The organism is Pseudomonas fluorescens (assembly GCF_001648775.1).
Lineage (GTDB): Bacteria > Pseudomonadota > Gammaproteobacteria > Pseudomonadales > Pseudomonadaceae > Aquipseudomonas > Aquipseudomonas fluorescens_M.
The window spans coordinates 134,530-152,227 of record NZ_LVEJ01000007.1 but is presented as its reverse complement, the minus strand read 5'-3'; the positions used below and the strand labels follow the sequence as shown (position 1 = coordinate 152,227).

The 17,698-nt window shown below is 60.7% G+C and carries 17 protein-coding genes; 4 read left to right on the top strand and 13 right to left on the bottom strand.

Going from position 1 to position 17,698, the window contains the following annotated elements:
- Positions 1-425: 425 nt before the first annotated feature.
- Together A8O26_RS08740 and A8O26_RS08735 are read left to right on the top strand one after the other, a co-directional pair.
- Positions 426-638 (top strand): hypothetical protein, encoded by a 213-nt coding sequence (locus A8O26_RS08740; RefSeq protein WP_064117645.1) that lies wholly within the window; start codon positions 426-428, stop codon positions 636-638.
- Entirely contained in the window at positions 623-1,273 is a 651-nt protein-coding gene (locus A8O26_RS08735) for a trimeric intracellular cation channel family protein (protein ID WP_253756767.1), read from the top strand. The genes A8O26_RS08740 and A8O26_RS08735 overlap by 16 nt, the downstream gene beginning before the upstream one ends.
- Before the next feature lie 124 nt (positions 1,274-1,397).
- On the opposite strand, the gene A8O26_RS08730 is transcribed toward A8O26_RS08735, so the two are convergent.
- Entirely contained in the window at positions 1,398-2,165 is a 768-nt protein-coding gene (locus A8O26_RS08730) for an SDR family oxidoreductase (protein ID WP_016985259.1), read from the bottom strand.
- Between the two features lie 22 nt (positions 2,166-2,187).
- Positions 2,188-3,255 carry a phosphotransferase family protein gene (locus A8O26_RS08725; RefSeq protein ID WP_064117643.1) on the bottom strand — a complete coding sequence of 356 codons (1,068 nt, stop codon included), beginning with the start codon at positions 3,253-3,255 and terminating at the stop codon, positions 2,188-2,190.
- Between the two features lie 191 nt (positions 3,256-3,446).
- On the opposite strand from A8O26_RS08725, the gene A8O26_RS08720 reads away from it, so the two are divergent.
- The gene (locus A8O26_RS08720) at positions 3,447-3,842 is read left to right on the top strand and encodes a DUF4280 domain-containing protein (protein ID WP_008083980.1); all 396 of its coding nucleotides are present in this window, start codon (positions 3,447-3,449) and stop codon (positions 3,840-3,842) included.
- 199 nt (positions 3,843-4,041) lie between these two features.
- On the opposite strand, the gene A8O26_RS08715 is transcribed toward A8O26_RS08720, so the two are convergent.
- From A8O26_RS08715 to tssB, 11 genes are all read right to left on the bottom strand, one after another.
- On the bottom strand, positions 4,042-4,584 hold the full coding sequence (locus A8O26_RS08715; protein WP_064117642.1) for a toxin-antitoxin system YwqK family antitoxin: 543 nt from the start codon (positions 4,582-4,584) through the stop codon (positions 4,042-4,044).
- Between the two features lie 12 nt (positions 4,585-4,596).
- Entirely contained in the window at positions 4,597-6,606 is a 2,010-nt protein-coding gene (gene tssI, locus A8O26_RS08710) for a type VI secretion system Vgr family protein (protein ID WP_064117641.1), read from the bottom strand.
- 39 nt (positions 6,607-6,645) lie between these two features.
- Positions 6,646-7,431 (bottom strand): hypothetical protein, encoded by a 786-nt coding sequence (locus A8O26_RS08705; protein ID WP_064117640.1) that lies wholly within the window; start codon positions 7,429-7,431, stop codon positions 6,646-6,648.
- A 60-nt stretch (positions 7,432-7,491) separates the two neighbouring features.
- Positions 7,492-8,484, bottom strand: coding sequence for a hypothetical protein (locus A8O26_RS08700; protein WP_064117639.1), 993 nt, complete (start codon positions 8,482-8,484; stop codon positions 7,492-7,494).
- Positions 8,485-8,541: 57 nt separating this feature from the next.
- Positions 8,542-11,085 carry a type VI secretion system ATPase TssH gene (gene tssH, locus A8O26_RS08695; protein WP_064117638.1) on the bottom strand — a complete coding sequence of 848 codons (2,544 nt, stop codon included), beginning with the start codon at positions 11,083-11,085 and terminating at the stop codon, positions 8,542-8,544.
- Positions 11,086-11,087: 2 nt separating this feature from the next.
- Positions 11,088-12,113 (bottom strand): type VI secretion system baseplate subunit TssG, encoded by a 1,026-nt coding sequence (gene tssG / locus A8O26_RS08690; protein ID WP_064117637.1) that lies wholly within the window; start codon positions 12,111-12,113, stop codon positions 11,088-11,090.
- Positions 12,077-13,870, bottom strand: coding sequence for a type VI secretion system baseplate subunit TssF (gene tssF / locus A8O26_RS08685; protein WP_064117636.1), 1,794 nt, complete (start codon positions 13,868-13,870; stop codon positions 12,077-12,079). Before tssF ends, tssG begins: the two co-directional genes overlap by 37 nt.
- Positions 13,854-14,297 (bottom strand): type VI secretion system baseplate subunit TssE, encoded by a 444-nt coding sequence (gene tssE / locus A8O26_RS08680; RefSeq protein ID WP_064117635.1) that lies wholly within the window; start codon positions 14,295-14,297, stop codon positions 13,854-13,856. The genes tssF and tssE overlap by 17 nt, the downstream gene beginning before the upstream one ends.
- 15 nt (positions 14,298-14,312) lie before the next feature.
- Positions 14,313-14,810, bottom strand: coding sequence for an Hcp family type VI secretion system effector (locus A8O26_RS08675; RefSeq protein ID WP_008083964.1), 498 nt, complete (start codon positions 14,808-14,810; stop codon positions 14,313-14,315).
- A 116-nt stretch (positions 14,811-14,926) separates the two neighbouring features.
- The gene (tssC, locus tag A8O26_RS08670; RefSeq protein ID WP_064117634.1) at positions 14,927-16,408 is read right to left on the bottom strand and encodes a type VI secretion system contractile sheath large subunit; all 1,482 of its coding nucleotides are present in this window, start codon (positions 16,406-16,408) and stop codon (positions 14,927-14,929) included.
- Between the two features lie 30 nt (positions 16,409-16,438).
- On the bottom strand, positions 16,439-16,981 hold the full coding sequence (gene tssB / locus A8O26_RS08665; protein ID WP_064117633.1) for a type VI secretion system contractile sheath small subunit: 543 nt from the start codon (positions 16,979-16,981) through the stop codon (positions 16,439-16,441).
- A 227-nt stretch (positions 16,982-17,208) separates the two neighbouring features.
- On the opposite strand from tssB, the gene A8O26_RS08660 reads away from it, so the two are divergent.
- Positions 17,209-17,658, top strand: coding sequence for a hypothetical protein (locus A8O26_RS08660; RefSeq protein ID WP_064117632.1), 450 nt, complete (start codon positions 17,209-17,211; stop codon positions 17,656-17,658).
- Positions 17,659-17,698 lie beyond the last annotated feature (40 nt).

The following is a 17,698-nucleotide window of genomic DNA, read 5'->3' as shown; positions in this document are numbered from 1 at the left end:
GAGCTTGCTCGCGAAGGCGATCTGACAGCCGACCAATCTTTTGCTGGGTGCACTCAATTCCACTGTGGGAGCGAGCCTGCTCGCGAAGGCGGCCTGACAGCCGACCTGTTTTTTGCAGGTGTACTCAGTTCCACTGTGGGAGCGAGCTTGCTCGCGAAGGCGGTCTGACAGCCGACCAATCTTTTGCTGGCTGCACTCAATTCCACTGTGGGAGCGAGCCTGCTCGCGAAGAGGCCTTGTCTGGCAATGCATATTCCAATCTGCCAATCCGCTCGAATCCCAACGCAAAATCGACAGCCATAAACCTCTGATACGGCCGATTCACTGGCGCTTGCGGGGGCCTCGGCTATAAAGAATGAGTGGTCAGGTCTTCCGCGACCGGTGAGGTCGTGGGAGTGGCTCTTCCATTTGTCGCGGGTCGTCCTATGAACAATCTTGGGAAACGCGTGTTGCCGTTGGCTTTTTTTGCTGTGTTGCTGGGCGGTTGTGCCAGTCCTCCACCCCCTCCGCCGGTCGCGCCGCCGCCACCGCCGGAGCGCACGTGTCAGGTGCTGGAAAATACTGAAGTCGCCGGTGATGTGTACGTCGACGGGCAGGTCACTCGACACATCACCACCACCCGTTGCGTCACGCAGTAGCGCCGGCGGGGCGTCAGTCCCGGGTTGAGCGGATTGTGCTGGTGGCCGATCTGGTCGGCACGGCGGTGTTTGCTGTCGAAGGCGCTATTGCGGCGATGCTCAGTCAGCTCGACTTGCTCGGGGTGATGGTGATTGCGTTTATCGTCGCGCTTGGCGGCGGGGTGACCCGTGACGTGTTGATCGGTGCCACGCCGCCTAAAGCCGTCGCGGATTGGCGCTATCCGGCGTTGGCGTTTTTCATGGGTGGACTGGCGTTTGTCTGTCATGAGCAAGTGCTGGGCTGGTCTGGCTCGACGCTGATTGTGCTGGATGCGGCGGGGCTGGCGCTGTTCGCCGTGGCCGGCGCGCAGAAGGCGTTGAACTTCGGCATTACGCCGTTTGTGGCGATGCTGATGGGCACCATCACGGGCGTCGGTGGCGGGGTGATTCGTGACATCGTGCTGGCGCGGATTCCACTGGTGTTGCAGGCGGATTTGTATGCCAGTTCGGCGTTTGTCGGTGCGGCGGTGTTGATCATCGCGCGCAGGCTGGGCGTGTCGCCGGTGGCGGCGGCGTTGCTGGCGGGGGCGGCGTGTCTGATGTTGCGTTTGTTGTCGGTGCACTACGGCTGGCAATTACCGAAAGTCATTGCCTGATACATAACCCTTGTGGGAGCGAGCTTGCTCGCGAAGGGGCCATGTCAGCCAACATATTTGTTGAATGGCATACCGCATTCGCGAGCAAGCTCGCTCCCACAGGGTTAATCATTTGCCTTGCGGATCAGGACAGGAAACCGCCGTCCACATTCAGCGCTACACCGGTGGTGTAGCTCGACGCATCACTCGCCAGGTACAACACCGCGCCAGCCATTTCGCTCGGATCAGCCACACGCTTGAGCGGGATCTGCGTCAGCGCTTGCTTGAGAATCGCGTCGTTCTTGACCAGTGCCGAGGCGAACTTGGTGTCGGTCAGGCCCGGCAGCAGGGCGTTGCAGCGGATGCCGAACTGCGCGCATTCCTTGGCGAAGACCTTGGTCATGTTGATCACCGCGGCCTTGGTTACCGAGTAGATGCCCTGGAAGATTCCCGGCGAAATGCCGTTGATCGACGCCACGTTGATGATGCTGCCGCCACCGTTCTCGCGCATCAGCTTGCCGGCTTCCACCGACATGAAGAAGTAGCCGCGAATGTTCACGTCGACGGTCTTCTGGAACGCGCTCAGATCGGTGTCCAGCACGTTGCAGAACTGCGGGTTGGTCGCGGCGTTGTTGACCAGAATGTCGAGGCGGCCGAACTGTTCCTTGATCCCGGCGAATACCTGGGCAATCTGCTCCATCTCACCGATGTGGCAGGCCACGGCTGTTGCCTTGCCGCCAGCGGCGATGATCGCGTCGGCGACGTGCTGGCAGCCGTCGAGTTTGCGGCTCGAAACGATCACGTGGGCGCCTTGCTGGGCCAGCAGTTTGGCGATGGCTTCGCCGATGCCACGGCTGGCGCCGGAGACGAAAGCGATTTTGCCGTCAAGGTCGAACAACTGAGTCTTGGACATAAGGGTTCCTTTGTGTGGGCCGTCAGAGGCTCGATTTCGCAATGACCTGCAAGCTCATCTGCTCCAGCAGTTTGTTCATGTGAATGAACTGCGCGAAGCGTTTGTCCTGGGTCTGGCCGTGATAGAAGCGGTAGTAGATCTGCTGCACGATGCCGGCCAGACGGAACAGGCCGTAGGTGTAGTAGAAGTCGAAATTGTCGATCTGGAGGCCCGAACGTTCGGCGTAGTAATCGACGAACTCACGGCGGGTGAGCATGCCCGGCGCGTGGCTCGGCTGGCGACGCATCAGTTGCACCGGCGCCGGGTCATCGGCCTGAATCCAATAGGCGAGGGTGTTGCCCAGATCCATCAGCGGGTCGCCGAGGGTGGTCAGTTCCCAGTCGAGCACGCCGATGATCTGCATCGGGTTGTGCGGGTCGAGGATGACGTTGTCGAAGCGGTAGTCGTTGTGGACGATGCTCGACGTCGGGTGGTCGGCGGGCATCTTGTCGTTGAGCCAGGCTTTGACTTTTTCCCAGTGTGGCGCGTCGGGCGTCAGGGCTTTTTCGTAGCGCTCGCTCCAGCCTTTGATCTGGCGGGCAACGTAGCCCTCCGGTTTGCCCAGATCGCCGAGCCCGCAGGCGTTGTAGTCGACGCGGTGCAGTTCGACGAAGCGGTCGATAAAGCTCTTGCACAGCGCTTCGGTTTTAGCCGAATCGAGGCCCAGTTCCGGCGGCAGTTCCGAGCGCAGGATGATACCGTTGACCCGCTCCATCACGTAGAACTCGGCGCCGATCACCGATTCGTCGGTGCAGTGCACGTAGGCTTTCGGGCAATACGGGAAACCGTCGCGCAATTGATTGAGAATGCGGAATTCGCGGCCCATGTCGTGGGCGGATTTGGCCTTGTGGCCGAACGGCGGACGGCGCAGGACGAATTCCTGTTCCGGGTATTCCAGCAGATAGGTCAGGTTCGACGCACCGCCGGGGAACTGGCTGATCGCAGGTGCGCCGCTCAGGCCTGGAATGTGCGCCTTGAGGTACGGATCGATCAGGCTGGCATCGAGTTCTTCGCCAGAGCGGATACGGGTGGACTGGTCAGTAAGCGCCATGCTTATCCCTTCTGCTTATTTTGGAGGCCAGACATCATTGGCTAATCTAATGGCGCGCTCAGGTCGCCACAAGCGCGGGTCGGTCTTATAGGTTAGCGTGTTGCCGGATAATCACCTTTGAGAATGTGCGCGAAGGGCGGCCGCAGACTAAGGTTTAGCGGGTATGCCATGGGCCAAAAGGAGCTTTGAAAATGGGCTGTCCGCAAGTCTGTGCCACGGCCACGTTGCAATGCAGCTTCGGCGCCGCGCCGTCGATGCTCAATGTGCTGCCGGTCAATCGCACGCTGACCGGCGGGATGCCGGCGGCGAACATCATGGATCACATTCCACTGGTCAACATCCTGCCGTTTGGCGTGTGCATGAGCATGGCCAACCCGATGGTCGCCGCCGCGACGGCTGCGGCGTTGGGGGTGTTGACGCCGATGCCATGCATTCCGGCGACGGCCACGCCGTGGATCCCTGGCGGGGCGCCGACGTTGTTGTTGGGCGGGATGCCGGCGATCGATGCCAACTCGACGTTGATGTGCAACTGGGCGGGGGTGATCAAGATTGCGATGCCGGGGCAGATGCAGATGCTCATTCCTTGAACCGCTAACCCTCACCCCAGCCCTCTCCCGGAGGGAGAGGGAGCCGACCGAGGTGTCTTGCGATGTGCATCGACCTGAAAGACTGAGTCGATTATGGATTCACCGCAAGTCTTCCATGTCGGCGTAACTCGCCAATATCCCGCGATCAGTCCCCTCTCCCTCTGGGAGAGGGCTAGGGTGAGGGGCTCTTCCGGGGTTTTCAGGCCTGCTGCGGATCCGCCCACTGCCGATACCACCAACGCACCCGCGAAATCGGCTTGCCATCCGCGCCCAGCGGCCGTCCATCCTCGGCAAACCCTTGCTCCGGCTCCAGCAATTGTCCGTTCACATAGCGCGCTTCCAGCGCCGGTTTGCCATTGGGATGGAAACGCTGATAACGCCCCTCCCGCACGCCATCGCGATAAAACTCGGCCTCCGCCACTTGCCCATCCGGGAAGTAATTGAACGCTTCGCCATGCAGTAACCCGCGCCGATACGTCGCCTTGCGCTGTAAAAAACCCTCAGGGGCATAAAAACTCGCCACGCCCTGCAGCTTGTCGCGCACAAATGGCATCTGCGCCGAGACCTTGCCGTTGGGGTGATAGAGCAGCGATGTGCCCTGCAATTCACCCTGGCTGTAATTCAGGTCCGCCTGCTTGCGCCCGTCATCCTTGATGTTCAGCGGCCCATCAAGCTGACCGTCCTGCAAACGCCCCTTGAGTTGCTTGTCATCCTGCTGCAGATCCAGTGGTGTGATCGCCATGGCTTGTCCTTGTCAGTTGACCTGCACCAGTCCGCCCTTGATGGTCAGCATGCCGCCGCCATCGACGGTCTGCGAGGCGGCGCCCTTGTTGGTCAGGCTGATGCCGGCGTCGTTGGTCAACGTCGTTCCGGCCTTGTTGTCCAGTGACGTACCGGCCTGATTGGTCAGCGCGGTGCCGGCCTTGTGCGTGATCGAGGTGCTGGCCGAGGTCGCCAGATCGGCGCCGCTCTTGATCGTGAAGCTGCCGCCGCTTTGCAGGGTTAGGGTGCCGCTGACCTTGATGGTCAGGTTGCCGTCCACGGTCAGGCTGTAATCGCCGGTGACTTTATCGGTGTAGTTGCCGCCGGTGCTGTGGTTCTGATCGGCGCCGACTTTTACCGTGCGGCTGTCTTTCACATCGAGGCTGTCGCTGCCGGTCTGAATCGTCACGCTGCGTTTGCCTTTCTCTAATGTCACGGTCTCGTCGCCATCCTTGACCGTGCGGGTGCGCGCGTTCTGCACGGTGAGGGTTTCGTCATGGCCGACGGTGGCGGTGGTGTCGTTGAGCACGTTGATCTTCAGGTCCTTCTGCGCCTGCAAAAACACCTCTTCCGCGTCCTTCTTGTCCTCGAAACGCAGCTCGTTGAAACCGCCGCCACCCTTCGAAGATTGGGTCTTGATCCCCGACTGGGTCTGGTTGGCCGGCAGTGCATAGGGCAGGGCGTTGTCGCCGTTGTAGACGCAACCGGTCACCAGTGGCCGATCCGGATCGCCGTCGATAAAGGTCACGATGACTTCCTGGCCGATGCGCGGGATGAACTGCATGCCGAAACCCTTGCCGCTCCACGGCAGCACCACGCGCACCCAGCAGGAGCTGGTTTCATCGTTCTTGCCGTCGCGATCCCAGGGGAACTGCAACTTGATCCGGCCGTATTCGTCAGTCCAGATTTCCTCGCCGGACTTACCGACCACGATCGCTGTTTGCGGGTGCATGCGCGGTTTTGGCGTGACCCGTGGTGGGCGAAACGGCGTGGCTTTGGGGATCGCTTCGAAGCGGTTGCGATAGCTTTCGTGGCTGACGTCATGGGTGACCCGCGTCACCACCCAGTCGATATTCAGGCTCGCATCGTCGTGACCGCCGAGGGTGAACCAGTGCCCCGGAACCAGCCAGCGGCAGTCGCTTTCGCCGACAAAACGCTTTTCCTCGCTGCGCAAACCATCGACGCGTTGCTTGGTCAACGCATCGCCGCGAGCCTTGGCGTTGTAACCACCCGGATGCTCATAAATGGAACGCGGCCCGGCGACCGCTTCGGCCTGGCCGTACAGTGACGTGGTCGGCGTGGTGAACTCGTAATCCGTCGCCCGATACACCCCGGCCACCGCCTGCAAGCACACTTGCCCGGAACGAATACCGTGCAACTCCCGCTCGCCTAGTTGCTGTCCCAGATACTTGACCTTCGGCCCGTTGGGGATCGGCACAAACGCGTCATTACTGTCGCCGAGCACCAGCGTGTGCTGGCCGTCGTCGTGGGTGAAAAACCAGAAGATGCCTTCTTCCTCCAGCAGTCGCGAGACGAAGGCGAAATCGGTCTCGCCGTACTGCACGCAATATTCGCGCGGCGTGTAGCTGCCGGTCAGCGACAGTTTGAAATCGCTGAAGCCGTGGGCCTTGAAGATCGTCGTGACGATGTCGGACGTGGCGAGGTTCTGGAACACGCGGTTGTTGCTCGCGAGGGTCAGCCACCAGAGCCATGGTCTTAATACCAGCTGATAGCGTTCGGCGGTGGCATCGGCGGGCAGTTGGCGAATCTCGGCGACCAAGGCGTCGAAGGGGCGCAGTTGCGCGTCGTTGTGAAAACTCGTGGTGACGTGGCTGGCGACGGCGCTGGTCAGGGTGAGCGAGGCGCCGTCGTTGAGGCCATTGAGGATTTGCGAACCGAGCCAATTGAGCGCTTCTTCACCGGACAGCGACTCAGGATAAAGCGTCGACAGCGAAGTGGCGGTGAGGGAGAGCGTGGTGTTGCTGTCGGTGGAACGGGGCATCGGAGGACCTCGAAGTATTTCGATTTGCGACCCTGTCAGTCAGACGTTATGGACTTCTACGTCTCGATCGAAAGTATTGGCGTTGGGACCGTACAGTGCCGGGGCTCCTGCGATGTAGTTACCTGTGTTTTGATGGGCGATTAATCCTGCCGGTACGTTATAGGCAGGGAATCCACCGAATCCAGGCGGTAGAATGGCCAGCGCTGCGCGATTGGCGACGGCATTGGCGATAACGATATGGATTGCCCCAGCTATTTTCGGCAATGCAACGGCTCTCCATCTGACGACCATATGGGATGGTACGAATGTGTAAAGATCATTGGCGTTTGAAGGTGGAACAGAAAACGTATCGAGCGACCTGACCACTTGGTACTCCACCCCGATCCAATAGTTGGGCATGGGGTTTTGTAAATCGAAATTACGGGCCGCATACAGGAAATTCCGAATGTGATTTTCTATACCTGTGTGCCAGCGATTGGCTTGGGCGGTCAAAATTGTAAGGTTCTGCCAGTTGTTTCCGGGGCCACCCCACTCGCCGTTAATGAGGTGGGCACGCTTCCAACTCTCGCTATCCTGAACGAGTGTATGTGCCGGAAAACCCATACCCACCCAAGGCGTATTCCAGCCTTCTCCTCCAATACTGGGTTGGTTGTTGACCTGAATACCACCGGGAGCCGCAATGTCCGGCCCTAATATGCAGTGGGCCCAAGTGGCACCCATGGACTTGCCATGTATTTGATAAATCGGCCCGTATTGAGCTGCCCCGAGCATGAAAACAGTCATATCTGGCGAGACAGACCCGTATTGATTGATCCAGCGCGACATGTGATCTCTCCGGGGTTCATTAGCGAGTCAATGGTTCACGTCTTTTCTTGCGCAAGGGGATCAAACCCGCAAGCTTTCAGCGATATGCAATTGCTTGATTAACTCCGCGACATCCTTGAGATAGGCGTGTCTACCAAAGCGCGCTCCCGGGGCAGGGGCAAGGATGTTCGTTGCACGATAGGTTGCCAACTGCTGTTGTAATACGGGAGCTTCTGTTGCATCACCGACTAGCGCTATGACATTGACGGGTAGCGTCGGGTAATTGAGGAGGATAGAGCCTGCGATATTGCCTGACTTGATTTGAACCTGACCCATGGCAGCGGAGAAGTTGCCCAATGCTGCTAGCGCGGTGGGTGCGTGTGGTGGGGCGAGTCTACCGGTGGCATGTACCAACGCCTGGGCAACTTCGGCTTTCAACGTATTGAAATGAACTCGAAACTTGGTCCATGCTGCCAGTTTGCGAATCGCCGCCAAGGATTTTGAGGTGGTGAATTCATCTGTGACCGCGCTCAGCTCTGCAATACCTTGCACGCGATCATGAACACTCTGCGCAGTTGTCGTTTCGTTGGTGGGGTCGACGAGCATCAAATCGAGTGAGGCTACTTCTCCGGTATTTTCGAGGAACGTCAGCGCCTGTTTATGATCGTCAAGATAGCTGCAGTACCGACACGCGGCTCTATCGGGTACCGCGCAATCGCCCTTGCATGACATGTCAAACGCATTATCCCATTCGTCCGTGGCCGTACTTATAGCCAGCAACTGCGCTGCGCCCAAGGCTTGGGCCGGGGTATAAGTAAATGCGACGGAGGTGTAAAAGTACATGTTTGCAGATTCAAAGAACGAGGTATCAGCTCCATTGATGACGACTTTGCTCCGGGTCTCTTCCGCCGCTTCTGCTTGAAGTGTTTGTAACTTTGTTCCTTGGCTATTGCCTCCAATGGGGTTGGGAAGCGATGCCATGAAGTTGGCAGCATGGGTACGAGGATTCAATGGGCTCTTTACCGACAACAGTATGGTTGTGCCATTGAGCGGGAAAACATAGTGTTTGGTCATTCGTGCGCTCCCTGCAGTGTGAATCTTGAAGACATGGTCTGAAGTTGAATGGCCGCTCTACTCCAACACCCACTCCGCCAATTTCCCTGTCACCTGGGTCATCAACACATTCTCGACATCCCGCGCTCCCGCCGCGCTGCACTTGGCGAGCACCGCTTTGACAATTCCCGAGTCGAACTCGAACTGCTTGCCGGTTGCCGCCTTGTAGCGGCCGCGCAACTTCTCAAGCTTGGCCAACACAATCCCTTCCAGCGTCGCCTCATCCAGCGGCCGATACGCGACCACGGTCATGCGTGCCAGAAACGCCGGGCGGAAGGCTTGCAGGAGGACTTTGTGCAGGGCTTCGTTGAAGGCATCCGAGCCGAGTTGCGCAACGGGCGTATCGAGCAACAGTTCAGCGCCGACATTGCTGGTGGCCAACATCACGGTGTTCTTGAAGTCCACCACCAACCCGGTGCCGTCCTCCATCAAGCCTTTGTCGAAGACGTTGTAAAACGCCTCCAGCACATCGGGATGCGCCTTCTCGATCTCATCCAGCAACACCACCGAATAAGGTTTGCGCCGCACCGCTTCGGTCAGCACGCCGCCGCTGCCGTAACCGACATAGCCGGGTGGCGCGCCTTTGAGTTGGCTGACGGTGTGGGCTTCCTGATATTCGGAGAGGTTGATGCTGATCAGGTTGCGTTCGCCGCCATACAACGCATCGGCCAGCGCATACGCGGTTTCGGTTTTGCCAACCCCCGTAGGGCCGACCAGCAGGAACACGCCGACCGGTTTTTGCGGATCGGTAAGGCCGGCGCGGTAGGCCTGCAAGCGTTGGGCGATGGTGTTGAGCGCGGTGCTCTGGCCCATCACCCGTTGGCCCATGCGCGTGCCGAGGGTGCGCACGGCGTGGGCTTCGTCAGCGAGCATTTTGCCGACCGGGATGCCGGTCCAGCCGGCGATGACGGCGGCCACGGTTTTCGCGTCGACCTGTTCGGGCACCAAGGGATCGTCCTGGCGAATCGCGTCCAGTCCGGCCTCCAGGCGCAGCAGTTCGCCAGCCAGATGATCGATGCGACTGTCGGTGGCTTCATCGGGTTTGTCGCCGTCGGCGCGTTCGCTTAAATCGAGTAATTCGCGGCGGGTTTCGAGCAGTTCGCGCACGGCCACGCGTTCTTCACCCCAGCGGGTTTGCAGTTCGCGGATGGCTTGTACATTGGTTTTCGATTCATCTTCCAGCAGGGTGATGCGCTCACGGTGATCGAGGCCGGTGGCCTGTTCGCGGCGCAGACGTTCGACCTCATCCTTGAGGCTGTTTTGCCGGTGGCGCAGGCTCTCCAGCGGTGGCGGCACGTCGTGTTGGCCGAGGGCGACGCGGGCGCAGGCAGTGTCGAGCACGCTGATGGCTTTGTCTGGTAACTGGCGACCGGAGATATAACGATGCGAGAGTTTCACCGCCTCGTGGATCGCCGCGTCGAGCACTTGCACGCCGTGGTGTTGTTCAAGTTTCGCGGCGACGCCACGGAGCATTTCCACGGCGGTGATTTCGTCTGGCTCCTCCACCTGCACCAGTTGAAAGCGGCGGGCGAGGGCCGGGTCTTTCTCGAAGTATTTTTTATATTCCATCCACGTGGTGGCGGCGAGGGTGCGCAGTTCGCCCCGGGCCAGCGCCGGTTTGAGCAGGTTGGCCGCATCGCTGCCGCCCTCGGCACCGCCGGCGCCGATCAGCGTGTGGGCTTCGTCGATGAACAGGATGATCGGTTTGTCGGCGCTGCGTACTGCGTCGATCACGCCTTTGAGGCGTTGTTCGAATTCGCCTTTGACCCCGGCGCCGGCTTGCAACAAGCCAAGATCGAGCACGCGCAGACTGACCTCCTGCAATGACGGCGGCACGTCCCCGGCGGCGATGCGCAGGGCCAGACCTTCGACCACCGCCGTTTTACCCACGCCGGGTGCGCCGACCAGAATCGGGTTGTTCTGCCGCCGCCGCAAGAGAATGTCGATGCATTGGCGAATCTCGCCATCGCGACCGACGATGGGGTCGATGCGCCCGGCGTGGGCGTCGGCGGTCAGGTCCTGGGTGTATTGATCCAGCACCGAATTCTGGTGTGGCGCGGGATTTACGGAGGACGCTGCGGAACGCGGCCCAACGTGCTCACGGGAGTTCTCAGTCCACTCCAGCAAATTCGCCCGCAGCGCTTCCTTGGGAATCCGCAGCAACGACGAGGCACTATTGAGCAACAAACTGCGACGCTCATCGCGATCAATCAACGCCAACAACAACAGCCCGGAACGAATGCTATCGAGCCCGAGCACACTGGCCTGCACCACCGCATCTTCGAGCAGTCCCAACGTGTGCGAAGACAGTGCCGGTGTGCGCGTACTGCCAGCCTTGAACAGGTCCAGCGCCTTGTTAATCTCGGCGGTCAGCGCATCACGTTCCAGTCCGAAGCGCGGCAGCAGAAAGGCAAAGTCGCCGCCCTCGATATCCAGCAGTTCCAGCAGCAAGTGCTCGATCTCGACAAAGTGATGCCCGCGTTGCAAGCAGCGTTGTGCGGCGCGTTCGAGGGCGCGACGGTTGTCCGGGTTGAGGCGTCCGATCAGGCTGGCCAGTTCCATGTTCAGGTGATCTCCAGCTGACGAAGACGGGTTTCAATGGTTTGCACCGCAAGGCTGGCCTGACGTTGCAAACCGCCGTTCCAGCTAAGCAGCGCTGGCGTCTGACGGCCGAGTTTCATCGGTCCGGCACCGCGCACCAACAGCACCAGTTTGACGTCCAGGTCCGGGCCGAAATACAACGCGGCAAGGCTGGCCAGCGCCGGATGTTTTTCGCCATCGGGCAGAAACCGGGCGGCCTGCGCCGAAGGCAATGGCCCGAGGGTCAAACGAATGCCGGCGTGTTCATCCCAGACTCGCTTACCCGCTACGGCGCTGCGCCCGAGCTGCAAATTGCGCCCGCCGGGTTTCATCAGGCTGCGACTGGCCGGGGGAATATCGCGCCAGGCCCCTTCATAGGCACTCAACGCGACCGGCACGGCAAACTGCCCGCGCACGATCGCCGCGAACCCGGCCAGTGAACGGCGACCGTCGGCAAACAACGCGGTATTGGCCAGCACCGCGCAATCCGGCACGGCCTGGCGTTCCTGCAGTGCCTTGGGCAACAGCCCGGTTAACGCCCGCAGTTGCGCTTGCACCGGTGATGCACCGGGTGTCACGAAACCCAGGGCGATGCGGTGTTTGCGCATCACCTTGTACAGCAGGCTGAGCAGGCGATGCTGGAACAGGTCGAGGAACTCGGCCGGCGCGTGATCTTTCGCCCGTGCCCGTTGCTGCAGCCATTCCTGATAGGCGTAGGGCAGGGGGCCGTCGGGCCCGCCGAGGCCGAACACCGGCGTATCGATAGTCAGTGGCTCGCCCGGTTCTTCGTGCAGCGCCTCGATCTGGCTGGCGGCGAACATCGGCGTCAACGGCCCACGCAACTTCAGCGCTTCGGCCTGCGGCGAGGTGCCGCTGCCCAGGGATTCGGCTTGCGGCTGTTCACGTTCCAGCAGCAACAGCGCCTGCAACAACTCGAACGCCTGCGGATCGCGGCGCAGGCGTTGGCTCAGCGTCAGAGCGACAGGGGCATGCCGGCTTGGGGTTGCCATGCCTTGACCTCCTTGTCGGACTGCATCAAGACCGTGCGCACAAAGCGATTAGCCGTGGCGTACAAGGAGAAGAACTGCGCCAGCACGGCGGAAAACAGCACCGCGCTGCTGCCGACAAAATGCTGCGGATCAAGCTGCAACTGCACCTCAAGCCCATTGCGCCAACCGCGCCAGGCATCGGCGCCGACATGGCCGATGACGCGTTCGCAACTGAGGCTCAGCAGGCCGTCGATCTGCCGCAGAGCACTGGCCTCATCGCGCAGATTGTGCAGCTGCAAAATCTCTTTCAACGCATCAAGCGCCTGTGGTCCCTCGACCAGCGACAGGTGATTGAGGGTCAGTTGCGACACCAGCCGCCAGCGCGAAGCGCCGTCCAGACGCGGCAGACTCTGCGCGCTTGGCGGGTTGCGCAGGCGTGCCCAGGCGACCGGGCCGGGGCGTTCGAAACCCAATGGTGTGCCCGCCGGCAAGCTCTGCGCCAGATGACGATTGGTGCACAGCAGTTCGGCGGTCAGGCTGTAATCGGGCAGATCGGTCTGCGGCTCGAAACGGGTGTCGACCACGCTCACCAGCAAGTCGCTGCCGAGCCGGTTCGGCGTCATCCCCCTGACCCGCCGCGCGTGCCAGTAGCGCTGCTGATCGCCGCCGCTGTGCTGACTGCCGTAATAGGCCGGCAAGCGCTGCACGCCGGCGCTGGAACTGGCGCGCATGCCGCGAATGCTGTGAATTTCGACGCTGTTCTCGCGGTGGCTGTCGGCGATCAAGCGATACTCGCTGCGGGTGCCGTCCGGGCGTAGCGGCTCGGAGGTCCGTGGGAACAGATTGATGACTGGCGCGCAACCGAGGGTGATGTCGCTGGCCTGCAAGTGCAGGCGATTGCCCGGAGCGCGGTCGAAAACGATGTACAGGTACAGCGTCTGGCTGTCACTGCTCACGCCGCGCAAGGGCAGATCGAAGAAGTGAAACTTGTCCGGGAAGGCAAAGTATTCGGCCAGCAGGCGCATGCCCGGGTGCACGCCGTCTTCGTCGGGCAGCAGCGCTTCATCATCACTGAAACCGACAATCTGTGGCAGACCTTTGAGCGCCGTCGGCACACTGCCGGGGGAACCGGCCAGCACCTGCACTGCATGGGCGCCAAGCAAGTCGTAGAGGCAGGCATTGATTACCGGCGAGGCGGCCAGGTGAATGCGCAACTGCTCGATGCCCAGGTTTGCCCATTGGCTTTCACCGAGGCAACGCAGGCTCAAGCGCAGGGCCGAGCGAGACTGCGCGACACCGGTCAGTGCTTGTGCTTCATCACTGCCGAGCAACAACGCCTCGGTCACTTCAATCGGCCACAACTGCACGGCGGCCGTGGTGCGAAAATGAATGCTCTGGCCCTTGTCGGTGGTGACAAACAACGGCGTATCGCGGGGCAGCGGGTAGCCCGCGTCGAGGTTGCCTTTGCTCGGGTCCGGTTCGAACTGGACGATGGCGCAGGAGGGCAACGGCCGCATGGCCAGCGGGTAAAGCTGTTCGAGCAGTGCATCGCTGAACTCGGCGTAGTCGTCGTCCAGGCGTCGTTGCAGGCGCGCCGCCAGCAGTGCAAAACCTTCCAGCAAACGCTCGACATGCGGGTCGGGGCATTCTCCGGGGGACAATTCCAGACGCCGCGCCACTTTCGGATAACGCTCGGCAAACTGGCTGCCGGCATGCCGCAGCCAGGTCAATTCGCGTTGGTAATAGTCGAGCAGTTGCGCGTCAATCGAGTCGCTCATGGCGCACCTCCAGCCCTTGGCCGCCGGGCTCGATGACAAACGCCACTGGCCAGTGTTGCTGGCCACTGCGCAACTCGCCGAGCAGACGAATGCTCATGCGCTGGGGATGATCGGGCAGGGGATTGACCTGAACTTCGCCGAGTTTCAGACGCGGTTCGAAATAGGTGATGGCTTCGCGAATATCCCGCGCCAGGCGACGACGGTCATCGCTGCGCTGTTGTTGCAAAGCGCTCCAGTCAGCGATGCCGTAGTCGATCACGCTGGGTGGCTGGGTCAGTGTGCGCGGGCCACGCCGGGTGTTGAACAGGCGCCCGAGCTCGGCATGCACCGAGTCGAGCAAGTCCTGCCGATCGAACGCCCGTGCGCCGTCGGCCTCGCTTGATGCGAGGCGTTCGAACAGCGGGGGAAGCATGCCGGTGCCTGCCATGGCCGCGACGCCGGCTTAGCTGACAAGCTTGTTGGCGGCCATGTCCCAGGTCGATGCGGCCGTGCCTTCCTTGGTGCCGTCGTCTTTTTGTGCGGTGAGCTCCCATTTGATCTTGGTGAAGTTCAGCGACAGGGTTTCCACCGGTTTGCCGCCGGTGCCGCCACTGACGCTGACGTTGGAAATCACCACGTTGGTCAGGGTGTAGACGATGAAGGGCATCAGCTGTCCACTGCCTTCGGCGGCGTTGCGACCGATGGTGATCGTGGCTTCAGGGATCGGTTTACCGGCACAGCAGTACTCGTTGAGTGACGGTGTCGAGCTGTCGACGAACTTGGTCAGGGTGAACTCGCCGATATGCGGTTTACCGGAGGTGCGCTCCGAGTTGCTGACGTCGTTGGTGACTTGCATGGCGACGTTGTGGCTGTAGGACATGACTTCGATCTTGTCCGCAAAACCTTCGAGCAGACTGTCGCCTTTGATGTCGCCGCCGAGGTCGAGAATGATTGCATCCATCGCTTGAAACTCCTGAAGAAAATCACATTAGGCAAATGGGCTGAGCATTGAACCGGTGGCGAGGGAGCAAGCTCCCTCGCCACAGGTTTTTTCACTGGTTCAGAAAATTGCTTTCGTCAGGCGGCCACCGGCGGCGGCAATGTCGCCACCAGGCGGATCGATGCAGTCAGTTCCTCAAGCTGGAAGTGCGGCCGCAGAAACACCGTCGCCCGGTAGGCGCCGGGCTTGCCGGCGACTTCGGTAACGTCCACTCGCGCTTCACGCAACGGGTATTGCGCCTTGATTTCCTGCGGCGCGTTGTCGTTGATCAGCACGTAGTCGGCGATCCAGTTGTTGAGGTAGGTCTGCACGTTGTCGCGGGTCATGAAGCTGCCGACCTTGTCGCGCATGATCACCTTCAGGTAATGAGCGAAACGCGAGGCTGCGAGCACGTACGGCAACATCGCCGAGATGCGCGCGTTGGCGTTGGCCTCGTTGGTGTTGTAGACCTTGGATTTGTTGGTGGTCTGGCCGCCGAAGAACACCGCGACGTCGCTGTTTTTCTTGTGGCACAGGGCGATGAAGCCGAGGTCGTTGAGTTCCTTCTCGCGGCGGTCGGTGATCGCCACTTCGGTCGGGCATTTCAGCGACAGGTCGCCGGAACTGGTGCGGAAGGTGTGCGCCGGCAAACCCTCGACCGCGCCACCGCCTTCAGCGCCACGAATCGCCGCGCACCAGCCGTACTTGGCGAAGGCTTCGGTGATGCGTTGCGACAGTGCCCATGCGGCATTGCCCCAGAGGTATTTGCTGTGGTCGGTGCCGTTGACGTCTTCGACGTAATTGATGCCTTCCACCGGCGCAGTGTCCGGGCCATACGGCAGACGCAGCAGAAAGTGCGGCAGCACCAGCGAGACGTAGCGCGAATCTTCGCTCTCGCGGAACGAGCGCCACTTGATCAGCTCCTGACTTTCGAACACCTTCGACAGGTCACGCGGCACCGCCAGTTCGGTGAAGCTGTTCATGTCGAACAGGCGCGGGCTGGCAGCGGCAATGAACGGAGCGTGCGCAGCGGCAGCGACGTTCGACAGTTTCTCCAGCAGGCCGATGTCCTGCGGATGCCGGCCGAAGGTGTAGTCACCGACCAGCAAGCTGAAAGGGTGGCCACCGAAGGTGCCGTACTCCTCTTCATAGATCTTCTTGAACAGCGCGCTCTGGTCGAATTCGACGGCTTTTTCCAGATCGTTCTGCAGCTCTTTCTGCGTGACGTTGAGCAGGCGCAGTTTCAGCCGCGTGCTGGTTTCGGTGTTCTGCACCAGCATGTGCAGACCGCGCCACGAGGCTTCGAGTTTTTGCAGGTCGGGGTGGTGCAGCACCTCGTTGAGTTGGGCGCTGATCAGCTCGTCGATCTGGCTGATGCGGTCGTTGATCATCGCCACCGTGTCCTTGTCGATGGCCATGCCTTCGTCGAGCACCTGGGTGGCGAATTCCGCGAGCATGTCGCGGGCGTAATCCTGCTGACTGTCATCGTGGGCCATGCGGCCGTCGAGAATGATCTGGTCGAGCAGGGAAAGTGTCTCGGTCGTACTGTCGCTGGCTTGTTTCTGAGCTGAAGCGGGCATGGCGAATTCTCCCCTCGATTAGGTGGACGATCAGGCTTGCGGTTCGGCCGGCGCCTCGGCATCAGCTGCCGGGGTAGCGGTGTCCGGGCGGGCCGATTTGATTTCCTGCAAGCCTTCGGTGTTGGCGATGACGTCGCGCAGCAGCTTGTCCAGGTCATCGTTGCCGTCGAGTTTGGTCAGCAGATCGCGCAGGCGCTGGCGGGCCTCGAACAGGCGCCGCAGCGGCGTGACTTGCTCCACCACCTTGACCGGGTCGAAGTCGTCGATGTGTTTGAAATTGAGTTCGATGTTGAGCTTGCTGTCGTCGCCGCTCAGGGTGTTGTTGACCTGCAGCGTGGCGCGCGGGCCGATCGAGGCGAGCACCTCGTTGAAGTTGTCACGGTCGATTTCGGTGAAACGCCGCTCAGTCAGTTTTGCCAATGGTTCGAGCGGCTTGCCTGAGAGGTCGGCGAGGATCCCGACCACCAGTGGCAATTCTTTTTTCTCGATGGCGTTGCCGATTTCGACGTCGTAGGTGATTTGTACACGGGGCGGACGCACCCGGTCGAGCTTGTGCTGAGTACTTTCTGCCATGACGGCGGACTCCGATGCGATGGGCGGGCGCAATGCATCGGGGAGGCCCGTTCATCGCTTTCCCTTACTGGACCGTAGGTTAGAAAGGGGAGCAGATGACCTGTCGTTCCTTTGACAAACCTTCCTCATTCGGCGGTAGCTGCCGAACTACCCAAGACGCTAGAACAGGTCTATAAAAATGCAAGCAAAAACATTTTTGGACAGGTTCGGGAAAAGGAAAATTCATTTTGTGCGGACGTTTTTTTGTAGCGATTGTGTTTGTGCTGCTGGCCGGTTGTTCCTTCTTCGGGCCGAAGGTGGATCTCGACAGCCTGACCCTCGATGTCGCGCCCAAAGCCAATGACGACACGCCGATCGCCGTGGATTTCATTGCGGTCGCCGACCCCGATCTGCTCAAGCAACTGTCGGGCATCAGTGCCAGTCAGTGGTTTGCCGGGCGCGAACAGTACCAACGCGACTATCGTCAGTTGATGAGCGTGTGGGGACTGGAGCTGGTGCCGGGGCAATTCATCGACCGCCAACCCTTCCCGTTGGGGGGCAAGAAGGCCGCTGGACTTTTAGTCTTCGCCAGCTATAACACTCCCGGAGCGCACCGATTGCGCCTCGATGATCAGAGCGAAGCGTGGCTGAAATTCGACAGTCGCGAGATGAGTCTGGTCAACCCCACCGAGCACTGAAATACCACCGCTGCCGCCGGATCGCGGCTTGGTCGAAGGG

Excerpts from the sequence above, each read along its gene's own strand:
- A8O26_RS08740 (WP_064117645.1), top strand. The coding sequence starts at position 426 with ATGAACAATCTTGGGAAACGCGTGTTGCCGTTGGCTTTTTTTGCTGTG.
- A8O26_RS08730 (WP_016985259.1), bottom strand. The coding sequence starts at position 2,165 with ATGTCCAAGACTCAGTTGTTCGACCTTGACGGCAAAATCGCTTTCGTC.
- A8O26_RS08725 (WP_064117643.1), bottom strand. The coding sequence starts at position 3,255 with ATGGCGCTTACTGACCAGTCCACCCGTATCCGCTCTGGCGAAGAACTC.
- A8O26_RS08720 (WP_008083980.1), top strand. The coding sequence starts at position 3,447 with ATGGGCTGTCCGCAAGTCTGTGCCACGGCCACGTTGCAATGCAGCTTC.
- A8O26_RS08715 (WP_064117642.1), bottom strand. The coding sequence starts at position 4,584 with ATGGCGATCACACCACTGGATCTGCAGCAGGATGACAAGCAACTCAAG.
- tssI (WP_064117641.1), bottom strand. The coding sequence starts at position 6,606 with ATGCCCCGTTCCACCGACAGCAACACCACGCTCTCCCTCACCGCCACT.
- A8O26_RS08705 (WP_064117640.1), bottom strand. The coding sequence starts at position 7,431 with ATGTCGCGCTGGATCAATCAATACGGGTCTGTCTCGCCAGATATGACT.
- A8O26_RS08700 (WP_064117639.1), bottom strand. The coding sequence starts at position 8,484 with ATGACCAAACACTATGTTTTCCCGCTCAATGGCACAACCATACTGTTG.
- tssH (WP_064117638.1), bottom strand. The coding sequence starts at position 11,085 with ATGGAACTGGCCAGCCTGATCGGACGCCTCAACCCGGACAACCGTCGC.
- tssG (WP_064117637.1), bottom strand. The coding sequence starts at position 12,113 with ATGGCAACCCCAAGCCGGCATGCCCCTGTCGCTCTGACGCTGAGCCAA.
- tssF (WP_064117636.1), bottom strand. The coding sequence starts at position 13,870 with ATGAGCGACTCGATTGACGCGCAACTGCTCGACTATTACCAACGCGAA.
- tssE (WP_064117635.1), bottom strand. The coding sequence starts at position 14,297 with ATGGCAGGCACCGGCATGCTTCCCCCGCTGTTCGAACGCCTCGCATCA.
- A8O26_RS08675 (WP_008083964.1), bottom strand. The coding sequence starts at position 14,810 with ATGGATGCAATCATTCTCGACCTCGGCGGCGACATCAAAGGCGACAGT.
- tssC (WP_064117634.1), bottom strand. The coding sequence starts at position 16,408 with ATGCCCGCTTCAGCTCAGAAACAAGCCAGCGACAGTACGACCGAGACA.
- tssB (WP_064117633.1), bottom strand. The coding sequence starts at position 16,981 with ATGGCAGAAAGTACTCAGCACAAGCTCGACCGGGTGCGTCCGCCCCGT.